The sequence below is a fragment of the Chryseobacterium sp. OV279 genome (assembly GCF_900128945.1).
In the GTDB taxonomy this organism is placed as follows: Bacteria; Bacteroidota; Bacteroidia; order Flavobacteriales; family Weeksellaceae; genus Chryseobacterium.
In genome coordinates, this window is sequence record NZ_FQUD01000004.1 from 143,720 (window position 1) to 163,766 (window position 20,047).

The 20,047-nt window shown below is 38.0% G+C and carries 15 protein-coding genes; 6 read left to right on the forward strand and 9 right to left on the reverse strand.

Going from position 1 to position 20,047, the window contains the following annotated elements; translation table 11 throughout:
- Positions 1–41 precede the first annotated feature (41 nt).
- Positions 42–1,232, forward strand: a complete 1,191-nt coding sequence (locus BUA72_RS17765; protein WP_072924340.1) for a phosphoglycerate kinase — start codon at positions 42–44, stop codon at positions 1,230–1,232.
- Positions 1,233–1,789: 557 nt separating this feature from the next.
- Here BUA72_RS17765 and BUA72_RS17770 read toward each other — a convergent pair.
- From BUA72_RS17770 to BUA72_RS17795, 6 genes are all read right to left on the reverse strand, one after another.
- Complete coding sequence (locus BUA72_RS17770; protein WP_072924342.1) at positions 1,790–2,611, reverse strand: class I SAM-dependent methyltransferase; 822 nt, start codon at positions 2,609–2,611, stop codon at positions 1,790–1,792.
- A gap of 115 nt (positions 2,612–2,726) precedes the next feature.
- On the reverse strand, positions 2,727–4,589 hold the full coding sequence (gene mnmG / locus BUA72_RS17775) for a tRNA uridine-5-carboxymethylaminomethyl(34) synthesis enzyme MnmG (protein ID WP_072924344.1): 1,863 nt from the start codon (positions 4,587–4,589) through the stop codon (positions 2,727–2,729).
- Positions 4,590–4,736: 147 nt separating this feature from the next.
- A complete protein-coding gene (gene ybeY / locus BUA72_RS17780) occupies positions 4,737–5,159 on the reverse strand; it encodes an rRNA maturation RNase YbeY (RefSeq protein WP_072924346.1) in 423 nt (140 codons plus the stop codon).
- 4 nt (positions 5,160–5,163) lie between these two features.
- Positions 5,164–7,320 (reverse strand): patatin-like phospholipase family protein, encoded by a 2,157-nt coding sequence (locus BUA72_RS17785; protein ID WP_047455882.1) that lies wholly within the window; start codon positions 7,318–7,320, stop codon positions 5,164–5,166.
- Positions 7,321–7,322: 2 nt separating this feature from the next.
- Positions 7,323–9,770 carry a bifunctional UDP-N-acetylmuramoyl-tripeptide:D-alanyl-D-alanine ligase/alanine racemase gene (locus tag BUA72_RS17790; protein WP_072924347.1) on the reverse strand — a complete coding sequence of 816 codons (2,448 nt, stop codon included), beginning with the start codon at positions 9,768–9,770 and terminating at the stop codon, positions 7,323–7,325.
- 192 nt (positions 9,771–9,962) lie between these two features.
- Entirely contained in the window at positions 9,963–10,553 is a 591-nt protein-coding gene (locus BUA72_RS17795; protein WP_072924349.1) for a thymidine kinase, read from the reverse strand.
- Between the two features lie 61 nt (positions 10,554–10,614).
- On the opposite strand from BUA72_RS17795, the gene BUA72_RS17800 reads away from it, so the two are divergent.
- The 4 genes from BUA72_RS17800 to fabG all read left to right on the forward strand — a co-directional run bounded on the left by BUA72_RS17800 (position 10,615) and on the right by fabG (position 15,225).
- Positions 10,615–12,117 (forward strand): ring-infected erythrocyte surface antigen domain-containing protein, encoded by a 1,503-nt coding sequence (locus BUA72_RS17800; RefSeq protein ID WP_072924350.1) that lies wholly within the window; start codon positions 10,615–10,617, stop codon positions 12,115–12,117.
- A gap of 2 nt (positions 12,118–12,119) precedes the next feature.
- Positions 12,120–12,794, forward strand: a complete 675-nt coding sequence (gene rsmI / locus BUA72_RS17805; protein WP_034724446.1) for a 16S rRNA (cytidine(1402)-2'-O)-methyltransferase — start codon at positions 12,120–12,122, stop codon at positions 12,792–12,794.
- Positions 12,795–12,799: 5 nt separating this feature from the next.
- The gene (locus tag BUA72_RS17810) at positions 12,800–14,308 is read left to right on the forward strand and encodes a WG repeat-containing protein (RefSeq protein WP_139259643.1); all 1,509 of its coding nucleotides are present in this window, start codon (positions 12,800–12,802) and stop codon (positions 14,306–14,308) included.
- Between the two features lie 173 nt (positions 14,309–14,481).
- Positions 14,482–15,225, forward strand: a complete 744-nt coding sequence (fabG, locus tag BUA72_RS17815; protein ID WP_034724743.1) for a 3-oxoacyl-[acyl-carrier-protein] reductase — start codon at positions 14,482–14,484, stop codon at positions 15,223–15,225.
- Positions 15,226–15,322: 97 nt separating this feature from the next.
- Here the strand turns inward: fabG and BUA72_RS17820 are convergent, their stop codons facing one another.
- From BUA72_RS17820 to surE, 3 genes are all read right to left on the reverse strand, one after another.
- A complete protein-coding gene (locus BUA72_RS17820) occupies positions 15,323–16,363 on the reverse strand; it encodes a GMP reductase (protein ID WP_047455877.1) in 1,041 nt (346 codons plus the stop codon).
- 662 nt (positions 16,364–17,025) lie between these two features.
- Positions 17,026–17,691: a GNAT family N-acetyltransferase gene (locus tag BUA72_RS17825; RefSeq protein ID WP_072924353.1), complete on the reverse strand. Its 666-nt coding sequence runs from the start codon at positions 17,689–17,691 to the stop codon at positions 17,026–17,028.
- Positions 17,691–18,461 (reverse strand): 5'/3'-nucleotidase SurE, encoded by a 771-nt coding sequence (gene surE / locus BUA72_RS17830; RefSeq protein WP_034724441.1) that lies wholly within the window; start codon positions 18,459–18,461, stop codon positions 17,691–17,693. The genes BUA72_RS17825 and surE overlap by 1 nt, the downstream gene beginning before the upstream one ends.
- Positions 18,462–18,871: 410 nt before the next feature.
- On the opposite strand from surE, the gene BUA72_RS17835 reads away from it, so the two are divergent.
- Entirely contained in the window at positions 18,872–20,002 is a 1,131-nt protein-coding gene (locus BUA72_RS17835) for an MBL fold metallo-hydrolase (protein ID WP_072924355.1), read from the forward strand.
- Positions 20,003–20,047 lie beyond the last annotated feature (45 nt).

Here is a 20,047-nt window from a genome sequence, read left to right on the forward strand (position 1 = left end):
TTAAAAGCTTACATTTGTGAAACGAAAATTCAACGATACTTATGAAAACAATCAATGATTTCAATTTTAAAGACAAGAAGGCTCTGGTAAGAGTGGACTTTAATGTTCCGCAGGATGATCAGCTGAAAGTGACAGACAATACAAGAATCACGGCTGTAAAACCGACGGTTGAAAAAATTCTTAATGATGGAGGTTCTGTGATCCTGATGACACACCTGGGAAGACCAAAAGGTGAAGTGAAGGATGAGTTTTCTCTTAAGCATATCGTAGATGAAGTTTCCAGCGTTCTTGGAAAGGAAGTGAAGTTTGTGGATGAATGTATCGGAGAAAGGGCTGAAAAGGCTGCTTCTGAGCTTCAGCCGGGAGAGATCCTGCTGCTGGAGAACCTGCGTTTCCACAATGAGGAAGAGAAAGGGGATGAAGGATTTGCTGAGGAGCTTTCTAAGTTGGGTGATGCTTTTGTAAACGATGCTTTCGGTACTGCACACAGAGCGCATGCTTCCACAGCTGTGATTGCTCAATATTTCGAATCAACTAAGTTTTTCGGTTTACTGATGGCTAAAGAGCTTCAGGCTATTGATAAAGTTTTAAGAAAAGGAGAAAGACCTGTAACTGCGATACTTGGAGGTTCTAAAGTTTCAACTAAAATTACCATTATAGAAAATATCCTTCCTGCCATAGATAATCTGATCATTGGAGGAGGTATGGCGTTTACTTTTATTAAAGCTTTAGGCGGAAAAATTGGAAACTCATTGGTAGAAGAGGATAAACTTCCTTTGGCTCTTGAGATCTTAGGAAAAGCAAAAGAGCACCAGGTAAAAGTATATCTTCCTTCGGATGCTATCATTGCTGAAGGTTTCAATAATGATGCGGAAAGAAAAGAAGCAGATATCTATGCAATTCCTGAAGGATGGATGGGACTTGACGCCGGTCACAAATCAAGAGATCAGTTCAATGATGTTCTTCTAAATTCCAGAACCATTCTTTGGAACGGTCCGATCGGAGTTTTTGAAATGTCCAACTTTGCAGGAGGAACCATTGCTCTTGGAGAGAGTATTGCTGAAGCTACAAAATTGGGTGCGTTCTCTCTAGTAGGGGGAGGTGACAGTGTTGCTTTTGTGAAGCAGTTCGGTTACGGAGAAAAAGTGAGTTATGTTTCTACCGGTGGAGGAGCGATGTTGGAAAGTCTGGAAGGTTTGGAACTTCCCGGAGTTGCTGCCATTAACAAATAGATTTTAATTTTTATTATATAGGAGACCGTCATTGCTGACGGTCTTTTTATTTTATCTCTGACAAATTTTTTAAAGTGATCTTTTTTCTTGGAATTTTAAATTTTATGATTAAAATAATTGATTTCGGAAAATCAGTATCCAATTTCCGAATTTGTTAGGAAGATGTGGATATCGGCTATTTTTTGTAAATCGTTAAAATTCGTTCAAAAAAAGAAAATATAAAATTTTTTTTGTGTCTCCATTTTTCCACGTGACAGTTTTTTTTGAATGTATCCTTAATTTTAAAAAAGTAAGGTGAGTAGCCCAACTTTTGTAAATTTCTATCATTTTTGTGAATTAACAGTTTTTCCAATTTATTTTAAAAATTTAAACTCTCTGAAAATATTTAAAAGTCTATAAATTAGAGAAGTCTCATATTTAGTTTTATTTTTCTTTCTTCAATTTTTTAATCTAGGCTTAAATCTCAAAAATAAAACCCGGAAGAATCTCCGGGTTTTTGTTTTTTATGGCAAAATAGGTGAAAATTGGCCTTCAGAAATGGCTCAAAAATCGATTTTCTATCTTTTTTCGATAATGTATATCAAACTTGAAAATTCGTTCGAAAAAAGCGCCTTTACGTTAGAAATTGTTCCGTAGATGACTGCTTTTAGCCAAAAAAGTGGTGATTTCTTGTATTTTTCGCTCAACATAGAGATGTAAAAGGAGTCCAACACCAAAGGTTTGATTTTTCTCATTTTCCAGTCCGGTTTCTTAGAAATTAAATTTTCCATACCATTTTTGGAGAAATGATAAATATGTCGCGGTACATCGTACGCTGCCCAATATTCTTTGTAATGTTTGGCATCATAAGAAGTGGGGTTGGGAACAGCAATTATTAAAAGTCCTTTGTCTTTTAATTTCCCGTGAAATATTTTCAGCATTTCATCCTGATTCTCTACATGTTCAAAAACATGCCATAAAGTGATGGCATCTAAGCTATGATCAGGAATTTTTTGAATATTATCAATAACCTTTGCTTTAGCTATTTTGTTGAGAGCAGCTTTTCTTGCATCAGCGTCAGGTTCGAAACCAAAAGTTTCAAAATCTTCTTCTATATACTTTACAAATTCTCCGGCTCCGCAACCATAATCCAAAACTTTTGCTCCTTTTTTTATTCTGTCGGCAAGAATATTTTTCTTGTATTGCAGATTAAAGGACTGCAGAAATTTGTATAGTTTTTCTTTAAAGCTTCCTGAATCCTGGTGGTGGGAAATATAATCTTCGCTTTCATAATATTTGGAAATATTGGATGGAATAGGGGTGGTCTTGAAAACTCCTTTTGTTTCTGTTTCTTTTATTTCAAATATTTCCTGTGAAAGAAAATGATCCTTTATTCTCATTGAATTGATATCTTGATATTTTAAAATTAAGGTATTTAGAGATCCGATTTAACGCATATAAATACCTTAATTTTTGCTTTTAATTTACAAATGTTTCACGTGAAACATTTTTGATTTAACGTCCTAAATAGACCAGTAAAACGTTTATATCGGCCGGAGAAACGCCACTGATTCTTCCTGCCTGTGCAATGGTCTTAGGTCTTACATTAGACATTTTCTGTTTTGCTTCTGAAGAAAGGCTTGAAAGGCTTTTATAATCAAAATCTTCCGGAATTTTTATATTTTCCAGACGGTTAAGCTTGGCTACATTCTCCTTTTCTTTTTCAATATACCCTTTGTATTTGATATTGATCTCTGCCTGCTCTCTGATCTCCTCGTCGTATTGAGAAGAAAACTCCTTAATAGTATCGATGGCATCAAGTTTATCCAGCGTAATATTAGGTCTGGTAAGGAATTGTGCTGCTCTGTAAGCCTGATCTACAGGGTTACTATCGATAGTTTCCAGAATAGGATTGATGACACCTGGCTTTAAAGAAGTTTCTCTTAAAAATGACTCAAGTTCCTGACTCTTAGCTACTTTCGTTTCAACTTTTCTTAATCTGTCTTCTTTTGCAAGACCTAGATGATAAGCTTTTTCAGTCAGTCTGATATCAGCGTTATCCTGTCTTAGTAAAAGTCTGTATTCTGCACGGGAAGTGAACATTCTATAGGGCTCTTCAGTTCCTTTTGTAATCAAATCATCAATCAGTACGCCGATATAGGCTTCATCTCTGTTCAGGATGAAATCTTCTTTATCGTGTACTTTATTATGGGCATTGATTCCGGCAATTAATCCCTGTCCTGCAGCTTCTTCATAGCCTGTAGTTCCATTGATCTGTCCGGCAAAATATAAATTGTCGATCAGTTTGGTTTCTAAAGTATGTTTTAGCTGGGTAGGAGGGAAGTAGTCATATTCAATAGCATAACCCGGACGGAACACTTTTACATTTTCAAAACCTGGGATATGTTTCATAGCTTTGATCTGTACATCTTCAGGAAGAGAAGAGCTGAATCCGTTGACGTAGATTTCTACAGTTCTCCATCCTTCCGGTTCTACGAAAAGCTGATGTCTTGTTCTTTCTGCAAAACGGTTGATTTTATCTTCAATACTTGGACAGTATCTAGGACCTAAACTTTGAATCGTACCATTAAACATTGGGCTTCTGTCGAAACCTTCGCGAAGAATATCATGTACAGTTTCATTGGTATAAACGATATGACAGCTTAACTGTTTTGTTAATTTCGGAGTATCCGTGTAGCTGAACTTCTGAGGTTTTTCATCTCCTTTCTGTTCTTCCATTTTAGAATAATCAAGACTTCTTCCGTCTACTCGGGGAGGAGTTCCTGTTTTCATTCTTCCGGCTTCGAAACCTAAACTTACCAATTGTTCGGTAATTCCGAATGCTCTTGGTTCGCCCATTCTTCCTCCACCCAATTGTTTATCTCCAACGTGAATCAATCCGTTAAGAAATGTTCCGTTGGTAAGAACAACTGATTTACTTTTTATCTCAATTCCTAAAGAAGTAACAACTCCGGTCACCTTATTATTTTCTACAATAAGCTGTTTCACCATGTCCTGAAAAAAATCAAGATTGGGTGTATTTTCTAATGCCAATCTCCACTCTTCTGCAAAAAGCATTCTGTCATTTTGAGTTCTTGGAGACCACATCGCAGGGCCTTTGGAAAGGTTCAGCATTTTGAACTGAATCGCGGATTTATCTGCTATAATTCCGGAGTATCCTCCCATAGCATCAATCTCTCTTACGATCTGTCCTTTTGCGATTCCTCCCATTGCCGGGTTGCAGCTCATCTGTCCGATGGTCTGCATATTCATGGTAACAAGTAGGGTCTTTGAACCCAGGTTCGCGGCAGCTGCTGCAGCTTCACAACCTGCGTGTCCGGCACCTACTACGATTACGTCATATGTATCTGAAATCATTTTTATATTGCTTATTTAAAGCCTTTAATTTTAATATTTTCCATAAATGTTTCACGTGAAACATTTTTAGAGAATGCACTCCAGGTGAGTTGTAATTCTATCTAGCTTTAAGCACTTTACGAATTGCTTCTTAAGTGATTCTTCAATTTATTCAGGATTTAAATCTCTGAACTTAGCCAGATAAAAATCTTCCATTCTGCGCATCTCTTTCTCCTCTTCTTCTGTCTTATCCTTGTATCCTGCGAGGTGAAGAATGCCATGGGCGAGTACCCTTTTTAATTCTTCTTCGTAATCTCTGGATAGAGTAGAAGCGTTGTCTGAAATTCGCTGCAAAGATACGAAAATCTCTCCGCTTATTGTTTTGCCTTTTACATAATCGAAAGTGATGATATCGGTATAATAATCATGCTGCAGATAATCCTGATTGATCTTAAGCAGATATTCGTCATCGCAGAAAATATAATTGATTTCGCCTGTTTTTTTTCCTTCTGAAAGAATGATATCTTCCAGCCATTTTTGATAATCTGTACTGACAGATTCCTGTAAGTTTTCGTAAAAAAATTGTATCATTGTATTAAAACCAGTGTCCTAAAATAACACTGAATATGCCTTTTTGATTGTTCTTAAGTGAATGGCTAAAGTTGACTTTAATCTGCCCGAAAGGAGATTTGTATCCAGCCGTAAGTCCCACTGAGCTATAATTTACTTTAACAGCATCTTCAAATTTGATGTCATCTGAAAGATTGGCAAAGCTGAAGTTTCCACTGATAAAATAGCTTTTATTAAATTTAAACTGAAGGTCATTGGAGATCAATATAACGTTATTAGTGTTCAACTGAGCAAAATAAAAGCCTCCAAAACTCTTGAAGTTAATAAGGTTCTGTTCAAAAATTCCACCCAGTCTGTATTGGTAAAACTCCGGAAGATTGTCTCCGATGGTAATTCCTCCGTAAAGATTCAGACGATAGGTGAATTGCTTGGAAAGAGGAACATTAAGTCTGATATCAGCTTTAACCTGAATAATCCTTTTATCAACTTCAGATTTCAGAAGATCGATTACTTTACCTTCAGCATTGATATAAATCCCTCTGGAAGGGAAGTCTTTGTCGTCCTGGGTATCACTTTTTAAGAATACATACGGATTTAAGAAACGCATGTATCTCTCGTGTACACCGTTTATTTCGGCACCAAAGTAGTCATGGCTTATTCCACCTCCAATAGCGAATTTATCCCTCCATACGGACTGTATATAAGCCTCATTTCTGAACCATTCCCATTTGTCTACAATATTATTGTCTACATTTTTAAGATCGAAGCTCATTCCGGAAGAGTAGATACCGAAACCTGGAATGTATCCATTATCAATAAAATAGTTCAGATAATATCGTGGTTTATCTCCCACCACTACATCCAGTGAAAGATTTGAATTCTTAAATAAAAGACGTTTTCCTGAATAATTTAAAAGAAGTCCTGTTTTGAAAACTTCGTCATAATGCAGTCCTACTTTTAAAAAATGGCGGGCATCATCTTCCGTAACATAGAGTTTAAGATAATTCGCATCATTTTCCGGAATGATATCATAATTGATAAAACGGTAGTTATTGGTGGCTACAAGCTTATCAATTTTCTTATTGATACTGCCATAAGTCTGCAAAGAGGGGAGACGCAGTCCCATTTTCCCCAGAACGTAGTTTTTACCGTAAATACGGCCTCCATCCAAAGAAATGCTGTCTATCTTATATACATTGGAATATATTGGATTGACGCGCTCCCTGAGGCGGTCAAACGAACGTTTTGGAAGCTGATCCAACACAGCGGTATATTTCATGCCTTCTGCGTACCCACTGTCGAGAATTTTCTTCTTATCATCGTAGCTGGTAGCCGTCATTCCTTTCAGATTCGGCTTGATATTGATATCCGTGTATTTGTACTGTTTTCTGGTATCTCTTTTAATTCCAAAATCAATAACCTGATTAAGGATGGATATAATATTGCTTAAATCCTCTCTTGACGATAAATCCTGATTAAGGTCCACACCGATGACGATATCGATTCCTTTGTCCTTTAATGGCTTTGAAGGATAATTAACCGTCATCGCCCCATCAATATAAATACTGTCCCCGATTTTTACCGGATCCATAAGAGAAGGGAAGGCCGAGCTGGCCATAATAGATTGTACCAGATCCCCCTTTTCAAAAATCTGCATATTGCCACTTTCAAGATTGGTGGCGACGCACATAAAAGGAATAGGAAGTTTGGAGAAATCGTCAATATTGGAAACGTTTTTGAAAAGTTCTTTAAGCAGATATACATTTCTCTGTCCTGAACTTATAGAGGAGGGAAGTGATATTTTCCCGTTTTTTAAAGGAATGGATAAAAGATATTTATCGACAGATTTATTAAAGAAAGAAGATTCCTGTCTGGATTTCGGATCCATGATGAGCGAATAGAAATCGGTATCCATCACGATCTTTTCTATTTCTTTTCCGGAATATCCCGAAGCGTAGAGACCACCTACAATGGCACCCATGCTGGTTCCGGAAATATAGTCTACTTTTACTCCCAATGAGTCTAACACTTTCAGTACTCCTACATGTGAAAAACCTTTGGCACCGCCACCGGCAAGGGAAAGTCCTATTCTGGGATTTTTGGGTATGACCAGATCCTTTTTCACTTGTGAATGGATCATCAGGAGTTGGAATACGAAGAGAAGGATCAGGAGTTTTCTCATAACTAGTCTTTTATATATATCCGTTTCACCCGGGGCGAAATGGATGTTAACACTTCATAAGTGATTGTTTTGCAGTAGCCTGCGAATTCTTTTAAACTTGGTTTTGCATTAAAAACGGTGACCGTATCACCTTCTTTAACATTGGGGATCTTGTCTACGTTGATCATCATCATATCCATACAGATATTTCCGACAATCGGGGCCAGAATCTTATTAACGCCTACATTGCCTACCTGGTTTCCGATCAGTCTCGGAATTCCGTCTGCATAGCCTACAGGAATCGTAGCGATCTTTGCCGCATGATCAGGTTTGTATTTTCTGCTGTAACCTACAGATTCTCCGGTATCTACCGTTGATATCTGCGAAATTACGGTTTTAAAGCTTACCACGGACTGAAGCTGCTTCTGTATTTCACTACATGGTGATTCACCGATCATTCCTATTCCTATTCTTACCATGTCATACTGCTGTTCTGTATAACTTGTTATTCCTGAGGAATTTAAGATATGTCGGATAGGAGCGTAGCCCAGTTTTTCAATCAGATAGCTGGAATTTTTTTCAAAAACTTCAAACTGTCTGAATGTAAATTCTTTTTCTTCAGGCATATCGGATGAAGACAAATGACTGAATAAGCTCTGCACTTTTACATTTTTACTGCTTAAAGTTTGGATGAGCTGATCCAATTCAAAATCTTTAAAACCAAGACGGTGCATACCGGTCTCCAGCTTGATGTGAATCGGATATTTTTTGTCATAACCGGATTTCTGAACCGCTTCATAGAATAATTCCAAAACTCTGAAACTGTAAATTTCGGGCTCTAAATTATATTCAATGATCGCTTCGTAGCTGTGCTGCTCAGGATTCATAACCACGATAGGAGTGGTGATTCCTTTTTTACGCAGTTCCACACCTTCGTCAGCATAGGCAACACCCAGATAATCAATGTGATGATGCTGTAGGAATTCAGAAATTTCATAACTGCCCAATCCGTAAGCATTTGCTTTTACCATGGCCATCATTTTCGTTTCAGGCTTCAGGAGGGATTTGTGATAGTTAATATTATGAAGAATTGCATTCAGATTGATCTCCAGAACGGTGTCATGCTTTCTGAGTTCAAGAATATCTTTAAGCTTCTCGATTTCAAATTTTCTGGCACCTTTCAGCAGAATGATCTGGTTTTCAATCTCTGTAAGACGCTTACTGTCAATTAATTCTTTGGTATTGACGAAAGTAGAAGTTTTAGCTTTAAATAATTCACTGAACTTTGATATTTCATCCCCGATTAAGAATACAGAATCGAAATTCTGATCATTCACCAGTTCGGAAACTTCTTCATAAAGTTCCTGTGAATTGGAATTAACCCCTACAATGTCCGTTAAAACCAAAGATTTTTTAGATTTCTTATATTCATTCAGAAACTGAAGTGCAGTCTTTAGAGAATCCAGATCCAGATTAAAAGAATCGTTGATGACGATATTGTTTTTAATGCCTTCAATGGCTTCCAGACGCATTTCCACAGCCTTTAAAGAATTGATCTTTTCGATGATCTTTTGATTATCAATATTCAGTTCTTTTAAAACGGTGATCAAGGCCAGAGCATTCGTCAAAGTAGCTTCATCTCTCTGATGAACAGGGAAGGAGATTTCTCCGTCAAAATAAACAACCGTAATTTTTTCATCCTTGGAAATACCTTCTCTGATGAAAACCTGGTTGTTCTTTTTAAATCCGTAAGAAATTAATTTTTTATCAGAATATAATTCCTTTATTTTTTGGTCAACCAATGCATTGTCACCATTGTAAATAATGACTTCAGAACCTCTAAAAAGCATGATCTTTTCATCAATGAGTTGTTCTTCTGATTGAAAATTGGCCGCGTGGGCATTTCCGATATGCGTAAGCAGCCCGATCTGCGGATGGAATATATGTTCCAGCTTTTCCATCTCATGCGGCTTTGAAATTCCTACCTCAAAAATTCCAAGTTCGTACGAACTGTTGATTTGAAGAAGAGAAAGCGGAAGACCGATCTGAGAATTAAAACTTTTCGGACTTTTTACCGTTGGAAATTCATTCCAGAGGCATTGGTAAAGCCATTCTTTTAAAATAGTTTTTCCGTTGCTTCCTGTAATTCCGATAGATTTAAGGTGAGAATTTTCGAAATGGTACTTCGCCAGTTGCTGAAGAAAATCCACTGAATTTTCAACAATGATCCATGTAATATCGTCAAACTGCGGATACTGATGTTCAGAAATGATCACAGCAATGCCGCGGTCTATGGCAGATTCAATAAATTTTTCTCCGGAATTTTTATGCGTATTGATCGCTACAAATGCCGTATTTTTCGTTGAATAAATAATTCTGCTGTCAAACGCTATATTTCTGATCACTAAATCCTGATCTCCAATGATCTGTGCATTGGTGATGTCTGCAATTTGTTTTACTGTATAGTTCATTGGTACCCCTTCTGCTTTATTTTGAGCTCACTGACGGTAAATTTGGGGGAAGCTGAAACTTTGCCCATTTACCTTTACAAGTTAATTTATTTTTTCTGGACCACTGCAAAGGCGCAAAATAATTAATACAGATACTTTTGTACATGCAGAAATAACTTTGCGCCTTCGAGATTTTCCATCCGCTGTGCGGTATTATTTTTTATTTCTTAAAAGCATTTCGTCAATAAAAACGCGTCGGCTTACTGCTTCATAGCTTTCCGTTTCGCCAAGTTCCACCAGATCATTTCCCTGGGAAATTCTCATAGAGTAGTTGGCCAGATTCCCTGTTCTCTTGCAAATAGCATGCACTTTTGTGACGTATTCTGCGGTCGCCATTAAATTAGGCATCGGTCCGAACGGTCGGCCCAGGAAATCCATATCAAGTCCTGCCACAACCACTCTTACGCCGCTGTTGGCCAGCTGATTGGCAATATCTACAATGCTTTCATCAAAAAACTGTGCTTCATCTATTCCCACCACATCGCAGTCTGAGGCCAGCAGAAGAATTTCGTTGGGATTATCTACTGCTGTACTGCGGATTTTATTCTGATTGTGAGAAACAACGTCCTCTTCAGAATATCGTGTATCCAGTCTCGGTTTAAAAATTTCCACGTTCTGACCCGCCATTTCTGCTCTTCGCAATCTTCGGATCAGCTCCTCGGTTTTTCCCGAAAACATAGAGCCACAAATAACTTCCATCCAACCACTTTGTTTGGAATGATTAATTGTATTTTCTAAAAACATTTGTTAAATTAGCCGTATATTTTTAAGATCAAAAGTAAGCAATTTTAATAAGATTCTTATTATGCAGAACATCCAAGATTTAAAGGAAAAAATTTTTTTTGAATCCAAAAATATCATCGATATTTTGGAGAAAATAAACAACGTAGACGAATTACTTTCCAAGCAGGATCTTGTAGATGAGCTTGCGAACAGGATCTCTTTTTTAAGGTTGCTGGAAAAAAATATCGAGTACTTTATTACCGATCATTCTCAGCAGAACACAGAGAACCAGTACATTTCATCCCTTTCTGATGACGGACATGAGTCTAATCATGAAGTGACGGAAGAGGAGGCGATCTTCAATAATGAGTTCAATGAAATCGATGAAAACGAAGGTGAAAATTATTCAGCTGCATCAGTGGATGAAGAGGAAAAATTTAATCATCAGCTCGATGAGATCGTAGAAAATGAATTCCATGAGAATATCGTCAGTTTTGCAGAGGAAAACTACGGACAGGCTCCTGCTGAAGAGGCTCAGGAAAAAGTTTCTCAGCATGATCTTACGGAAGAGGAAGCCGTTTTCAATAATCAGTTGAACGAAATTGATGAAAATGAATCTTTCAATCCCAATGAAAAAGTTTTAAGCTTTGTGGATGAAGAAAGAATCCTTGCCGATGCGAAACCGGATAATGATGAAGATCTCAATGAAGATTTATTCATCACTGAAACTACGGAAGAGGAGGTAGTTTTCAATCATCAGCTGAATGAACTGGACGAAGATGAAGACAACGTTTCACATGAAACAAATGCTTCAAACAACCCTGAAACAGAAGAACCAGAGCTGAATACTCCTGAAAAAACCAAAGAACAGACTGAAAGAATTCCAAGTATTTTCGATACTGAAATGCTGGAAGACGAAATCCTGATCGAGGAAAACGAAGAACAGTTCATTGCATCCAATGTAACCATCGAGCAGGGAGAAATGCTTACGGAAACTTCTAATGTGGAAGGTATCTTAAGCGAAATAAAAAATGATTTTCCTTTAGAAGAAAAGGAAGAAACCATCCTGGCGGAAGTCTATGACAGAAGAAAAATTGTCGATATAGATAAACCGTTCCCGGAAACAGAAAACCAAAAACTCGCCTCTGATGAGAGCTTCGAAGACCTCGATGCCTATCAGCAGGAGAAAAAAATAAAACTGGCCAATATCAAAGGACTGAAAGCTGTACAGACACTTTTTGACGACGATCCTCTGGAAAGGGAAGTGCCGCACGAAAAGCCTGCCCCTGAAGTAAAAGAAGAGCAGGGAAGCATTCTGAAAACCAACATTCCTACCCAATTTATGGAGGCTGATAAGGTAAAACCTGAATTCAGACTGGATCTGAATGACAGAATTGCCTTTTCAAAAACGCTGTTCGGCGGAAGCCAGACGGATCTGAACGAAACGGTAGCCCGGTTAAACAGTTTCAGAAACCTGGAAGAAGCAAAAGAATATCTCAGCGACCTTTATTACGACAGAAAGTGGAGTAAAGTAGATGAATATGCCCAGAGACTCTGGATATTGGTAGAAAATAAATTCTTATAATTTTGAGCGGAATCCTATATTTTGTTCCCACACCCGTCGGGAACCTTGAAGATATGACCTTCAGGGCTGTAAAAGTCCTCAAGGAAGTTGACTATATTTTATGTGAAGACACAAGGACATCAGGAATACTTTTAAAGCATTACGAAATCTCCAAACCTTTAAAATCCTATCACCTTCACAACGAGCATCAGGCTACTGAAAAAGTAGTTGCCGATCTTAAAAGCGGTCAGAATATCGCGATCATTACCGATGCCGGAACCCCCGGAATATCGGACCCTGGCTATTTATTGGCAAAAGCAGGAGCAGATAACAATATCGAAATGATTTGTCTTCCCGGAGCAACAGCTCTGATTCCGGCACTTGTGGTGTCCGGACTTCCGAATAACGAATTTCTGTTTGCAGGGTTTCTGCCTCAGAAAAAAGGGAGACAAACCAAACTGAAGCAGCTGGCAGAAGAGAAAAAGACAATTGTTTTATACGAAAGCCCGCATAAAATCAATACCACTCTGGAACAGATCAAAGAATTCTTTGGTGAAGAAACAAAAGCCAGTCTGAGCAGGGAAATTTCCAAAAAATTTGAAGAAACCAAACGTGGAACAATCAATGAATTAATTGAATTTTCCAAAAGCAAAACTTTAAAAGGAGAGATCGTTCTTATTGTCAACAATTCTATTTAAATTCATTGAAAAACTTAGTTTTCGCACTGTGCTCGTCAGTGTGTATGGCCCAGACCAATCAGTATACCAAGATCCTTTTGTCCAAAAAGATAGGGATGGAGGTTCATTCCTACTCAGAAGGCTACGGAACGGTTTACGATTCGAAAAATAAAAGAGAGAGCATTGTAGATTCATTGGGAAATGTTACGTTTGAATCTGCTCACAGTATTTCACATATTTTTAAAAACCGTTTCATTCTTACATCAGGAGAATCCGGTTATAAAACCAAATCTGCCATCATAGATGAAAAAGGAAACGAATTGCTTCCTTTAGACGATCAGAGCTTCAATACACCCTGGCTGAGTAAAAAGCGTATCATCTCTTCAAAAGAGGGAAAAGAAGCGGTTTATGACTATCAGGGAAAAGAAATTATTTCTTATTCTGAGAGAATCCTGTTTGTGGCGGAAGACCGTTTTTTCGTGAAAAAAGATAAAGTATGGTTTTTATATGATTTGGAAGGAAAACAGGTCAGTCCCCGTGAATTCAAAGAGGATTATCATTTTGAAAATGGTAAAGCACTGATCATTAATGAAGATAATCAAAGCGAAATCATTGGAAAAAACGGGCAGACTCTTCATAAGTTCTCGGCGCAGATTTACAGTTTGGCTTCTTATCCGTATCTGATCACAAAGAACAGAACGACAGGGAAGTATGGTTTGGTGGATGCGGAAGAAAACCTCCTTGCTGAAGAAATCTATGATGATGCTTCACCGGAATATTTTGGAGCGAAAGAGTATGTTTATCTCAGAAAAAAAGGAAAAGCAACCGTTTTCAATAAAAAAGACAAGAAACTTTATCCAAATAACTTTAAGTATTTAACGCCACTGTTCAATGATCTGTTCAGTGTTTACAGTGATAAATCAAAGAAAACGGGAGTGGTGAACCTTAATGGAGAGATCGTTGTTCCTCAGGAATATGATTTTATACAAAGCTTCAGCATTTCCGGAAAAGATTTTATTTACCTTAAAAAAGGTCAGGAAGAACAGTTTCTGAATCAGGATCTGAAAAATATTCTGGATGAAAATACTCAAGTCATTGCTTTCTATCCCGACCAGCTGATCATTAAAAAACAAGATGGTTACTATCAATTTTCTGTCCTTAACAGATCAACTTCTGTGCTGAAGGACATTGTTGCCATCAAAGAACAGGAACCGGATTTTTTCAATATTTTTAATTTGTATTCGAAACCGGTAGTTTGCAGAAACAGCAGCAATTTATACGGAATCATTGATGGAAAGGGGAAGGAGATCATTCCTTTTATCTACGATGACATTATTGCATTTGAAAATTCTGAGAATGAAATTGTCGTGAAGAAGCAGGATAAATACGGCGTTGTGAACTTTCAGAACGAGCCATTGAAGGATATTATTTATGATAAATATTATTGGCAGAAGGAAGTTTTGAAGCTGGATAAAGATAAGAAAACGGATATTCTTTATTTTACAAGGTTTAAAAACAGTGGTAGCCGTCTTTAGAATATGATAAAAAACAGCGAAAAATTTTCAGTAATTTGATGATTTGGAATGCATTGAATAACAATTTATAATATCTTTGCGGACTGTTTAATTTGTATAAAATTAAATATACTATATTGCCGTTTTATCAAAAACGGAAGTATTTACTAAGAATATAATTATCAAGAGATATGATGAAACTATTAGAAGGAAAAGTAGCACTAATCACCGGAGCTACAAGAGGAATCGGAAAGAAAATTGCTGAAATGTATGCTGAACAGGGCGCACAGGTAGCATTTACCTATGCCGGCTCTGTAGATAAAGCTCAAGCATTAGAGGCGGCTTTAAGTTCTGTAACGAAGATCAAAGGATATCAGTCTGACGCATCAGATTATGATGCAGCTCAAAAGTTAATCGATGATGTAATGGAAGAGTTCGGAAAGATCGATATTCTAATCAACAATGCCGGAATCACAAGAGATAACCTGCTGTTGAGAATGTCTAAAGACGACTGGGATCAGGTAATGAGAATCAATTTGGATTCAGTATTTAACCTTACAAAAGCGGTAATCAAGCCGATGATGAAGGCTAAATCAGGATCTATTATCAATATGACTTCTGTAGTTGGGATCAGCGGAAATCCGGGACAGTCCAACTATGCAGCTTCTAAAGCCGGAGTAATAGGATTTACCAAATCTATTGCACTGGAATTAGGATCAAGAAGTATCAGATGTAACGCAGTGGCTCCAGGATTTACTGAAACAGAAATGACTGCAGATCTGGATGAGAAAACCCTTCAGGCATGGAGAGACAGAATTCCGATGAAGAGAGCAGGGCAAACAAAAGACGTTGCCAATGCCTGTATCTTCTTAGGAAGCGAAATGTCTTCTTATATCACAGGACAAACCCTGAACGTAGACGGCGGAATGCTGACTTAATCATAAAAAAATAACAGGCTGTACATTATTTGTACAGCCTGTTTTATTATGTAATTGGATTAAAAATCTGCCGGATCTGCTAAATGCGTGAGATTTTTTAATCCTTAAAAACCTGATTCTCCTGCTCCTGAACCCTTATAAAGGTTGTTCTCTTAGACAATTCTTTAAGTTTGGAAGCTCCTACGTAGGTACAGGTAGAACGTACACCACCCAAAATATCTTTTACAGTCTCCGAAACAGGTCCTTTATAAACAGCCTTTACTGTTTTTCCTTCCGAAGCACGGTATTCTGCAACGCCTCCTGAATGTTTATCCATAGCCGTTTTGGAACTCATCCCATAGAACAGGCGGTATTTTTTCCCGTTCTCTTCAATGATTTCACCGCCGCTCTCATCATGACCGGCAAACATGCCACCCAGCATCACGAAATCTGCGCCTCCACCAAAAGCTTTAGCCACATCTCCCGGAACCTTACAGCCTCCGTCGGCAATAATATGTCCTCCAAGGCCGTGAGCTGCATCAGAGCATTCAATAATGGCAGAAAGCTGAGGATAACCTACACCAGTCTTCACTCTCGTTGTGCACACCGAACCAGGCCCGATACCTACTTTGATGATATCTGCTCCTACAAGAAGAAGTTCCTCCACCATTTCTCCGGTCACTACATTTCCTGCGATGATGATCTTATCAGGAAAATTAGCCCTTGCCTTCTTCACAAATCCAACGAAATGCTCAGAATAACCATTCGCTACATCAATGCACAGAAACTCGATTTTTGGGTGCTTTTCGAGAATCAGTCTGAGCTTTTCCTCATCTGCTTTTCCGGTTCCGGTGCTTAAGGCAATATATTGATGAATGCTTTCCGGCTGGCTGTCCAGAAACTGGCTCCATTCTTCGGGAGTATAATGCTTATGAACGGCTGTAATAATCTTGTCTTTGGCCAGTTCTACCGCCATTTCAAAAGTTCCTACCGTATCCATATTGGCTGCGATCAGAGGAACACCTCTCCATTTCTTTTTAGTATGCTTGAATGTAAATTCTCTTTCAAGATTCACTTCTGAACGGGATTTTAATGTAGAACGTTTGGGACGGAACATTACATCCTTGAATCCAAGCTTTATATCATATTCTATTCTCATAATCTGGAAAAAATTAATAAGAATAAATGTAGCGAAAACTTTTAAGGGAAAATTGAAAAGAGAAGGTTTTATAGATTTTTTAACCTGTGAAACGAGTTTGAGAGTCAGAGTGTTTTTGAGTTTGTGCGTTATGGTTACCTGTGAAAAGGGTCATGCTTCTTTTTTTACGCAAAGGTTTGATTTTAATACTACCCAGTAAAAGGAAAACTAAGAAAGAATCAATGAAATTGATTCGATGAAGCAGGCGCTACATCCGTTGGCTTCATCAGCGACGGAGTCGAACTCTTTGCCTTTTCCAGCTCAAAAGCATTTTTCACAGAACTTTGCGTGAAAATAAATTAAAATTATCAACGCAGTCATCTGTGCAAATCCGTGTAATCTGTGGTTAATAAGATGAAATCGGAGATGAAAAACTAGAAGACGTTCAAAAGAAAAAAAATCCAGACACCTCCGCGAAAATCTGCGGCAATTTATAAAACGATTTCTGCATCAATAGGGGCGGGCTTTAGCCCGCTTACATAAGAATCGGTATTCATCCGGCTTTAGCCAAACCTTATATTTAAACACAAACACCACAAATCTTTTCCACAAATAACACAACCATCCGTGAAAATCCATGCAATCAGTGGTTTAACAAAAGTAAAATAAAAAAGGGCGGAAAATCATCTTTTCACGCCCCATAAATTTATAGTTCCCCTATGCATAAAACCGAGCTTTTCATACAGCCTTTTCGCGCCTGTATTGCTTTCCGCGACATGCAGGAAAGGTGTTTTCCCGTCTTCAAATATTTTCCCGGATACAAAAGTCACTAATTGTTTAGCCAAACCTTTTCCCAGATAATCCGTATCTGTGATCACTGCGCTTACCTCTGTCATATCGTTCATCTGCATTCTTTCACCTGTAAGGGCAACGAGTTTATGATCCTTAAAAATACCAAAATAGCGCCCGAGTTCAGGCGTCCTTGTTTTAAAATAATAAGGATAGAACTTGATCACAAATGCAAGAAGCTCCTCATAATTTTCTTCTTTAAGCTCAATAATTTCCTCAGTCAGATCAAGCTGAATAGGGTTTTCCAGAACATACTGATCACAGACAAGTCGTGACAGCTCTATTTTAAAATTCCCCAGATCAGGTTTAGTTCCGAAAATCAGAAAATCATCACAGATCTTTGCGTATTCTGTGATGTCTTTTTCTCTTGAGAGCTCTGCTGCACCGCCAAAAGAGGCTACTTCGGGATTATAAAATTTAGTATCCCCAAAATTAAAGCAGAACTTTTCATGGAATTCATTAAGTGAATGGTAAACAGGATTGTCTAGCTTTCCGTACATCAGTCAAAATTCATTACTTCCTCCAGCGTCTTCATATATTCATAAGCTGTAAGATCGAACTTGACAGGAACGATTGAAATATATCCGTTGGCCAATGCCGTTTCATCAGCATCTTCAGACTCGTCCATATTGTTGAAATAGCCGGTTAGCCAGTAATATTTCTTTCCGTGAGGATTCACCCTTTCGTCAAAGCTTTCTTCCCATTTAGCATTAGCCTGCTTACAAACTTTTACTCCTTTGATTTCTCCGGCGGTCAGTTTCGGAATATTGACGTTCAGTACAATTCCTTTAGGCATTGGGTTTTCCAGTGTTCTTTTTACGATATTCTGGATATATTCTTTGGCTTGTGTAAAATCAGCTTCCCAGCTGAAATCCATCAGTGAAAATCCGATAGCAGGAATTCCTTCCACACCTGCTTCTACAGCCGCAGACATCGTTCCGGAATAGATCACATTGATTGAAGAATTGGCTCCATGATTAATCCCTGAAACGACGATATCCGGTCTTCTTGTCAGAATTTTGTCAAGAGCCATTTTTACGCAGTCTACGGGTGTTCCGCTGCATGAAAAATCAGTCTGCGGTCCGTCAAGTGTTACTTCTTCGAAGCTTAAGGTAGAATTAATGGTAATGGCGTGGCCTTTTCCACTTTGGGGAGAGTTGGGTGCTACCACAATAACATCTCCGATTTCGTTCATAAATTGTATAAGGTTTCTGATACCAGGTGCGGTGATTCCATCATCATTAGTAACCAGAATAAGCGGTCTTTCCATAAAATCAGTTTAATTTAAGAAGGTATAAGGCATTAATTGCCTGTTTGAAAACTCCTCTTTTGTCATTTCAGACATCAGAAAAAAGTTCTCACTCTTCAAATTTAGCTAAAAACTTTTGAAGATAAATGCAATTCAAAAAATATAAGTTTAGGCTCAGGAGACAGAATTAAACTATTAAAACGCTATGATTCGGATGATTGTGTCGTTTCCCACGGAATTTAATAGGGTATTAAAGCTTTGGCAGGAAAGGGTCTTGAAAATTGAACACAATTATTCTCAATATTGAGCCTTTGAGCAAACAAAATCGAACTTTTCAGCAAAGTATGATTATATTACATCACCGAAATTTGCTTAATCAAATTTTAGAACATGAAAATTTTAGACATAAAAAACAGTGAAACTTTAACCCAATGAAGAGATTTTTAAGAATACTTAGACGTACACTGATCTTTCTTTTGTGTTTGATTGTTGTATTGGGCATTGCAACCTATTTTTATATGAAGCAGCCACAATTCGGAGCTCTGCCGGAAGGAAAAAGGCTGGAAATGATAAAAAAATCTCCCCATTATAAAGACGGTAAGTTCAGAAATCTTGTAGAAAAACCCACTCTGTCGCAAGGATATAGCTTTACCGGGGAAATCTGGAAAGCACTCACTAAAAAGTATCCCCATACTGAACCCATCGATGTATTACCTTCTGTAAAAACAAATCTTAAAACAATTCCCGCAGACCGCAATGTCATCGTTTGGTTTGGACATTCATCTTTCTATCTGCAGGTAGATGGCGTTAAAATTCTGGTGGATCCTGTTTTCAGTGGAAAAATGACACCACTTCCCGGAAAACCTGATGCTTATAAAGGAAGCGATATTTATTCCGCCAACGATATGCCTGAGATCGATTATATGTTGCTTTCTCACGACCATTATGACCATCTGGATTATGAAACGGTCAAAACATTGCAGCCAAAAGTAAAGCATGTAATCTGTGGTTTAGGAGCTGGTGCACATTATGAAAGATGGGGCTACACAGCACAGCAGATTGTAGAAAAAGACTGGGGAGACCGTGTAGATGTGAAGCCCGGATTTGCCATTTTTGCCGAGAATACCCATCACGATGGCGGCAGAGGGTTTAAAAGTTCTCAGGCATTGTGGCTTTCGTTTTTTATAGAGTCGCCTGCTATGAATATTTATTACAGTGGTGATGGCGGGTACAGCAGTCGTTTTAAAGATATTGCTAAAAAACATCCTCAGATTGATTGGGCTGTTATGGAATGTGGTCAGTATAATAAAGCCTGGCAGTCGGTTCATGAGCTGCCACAGGAAGTCGCACAGGCAACTTCTGAATTGAATGCGAAAAACATGATTCCGGTGCATCATTCGAAATTCACACTGGCAAAACATCCCTGGAATGAGCCGTTGAATGAGATCACAAAATATTCTCAAAATAAGAATTACAGACTGGCGACACCAATGATTGGTGAATTAGTAAACCTGAACGACAACAAACAGGTCTTTAAACAGTGGTGGAAAAATATCAGATAAAAACAATTTGATCTGCATAGAATAAATATCTTAAAAATTCATTTT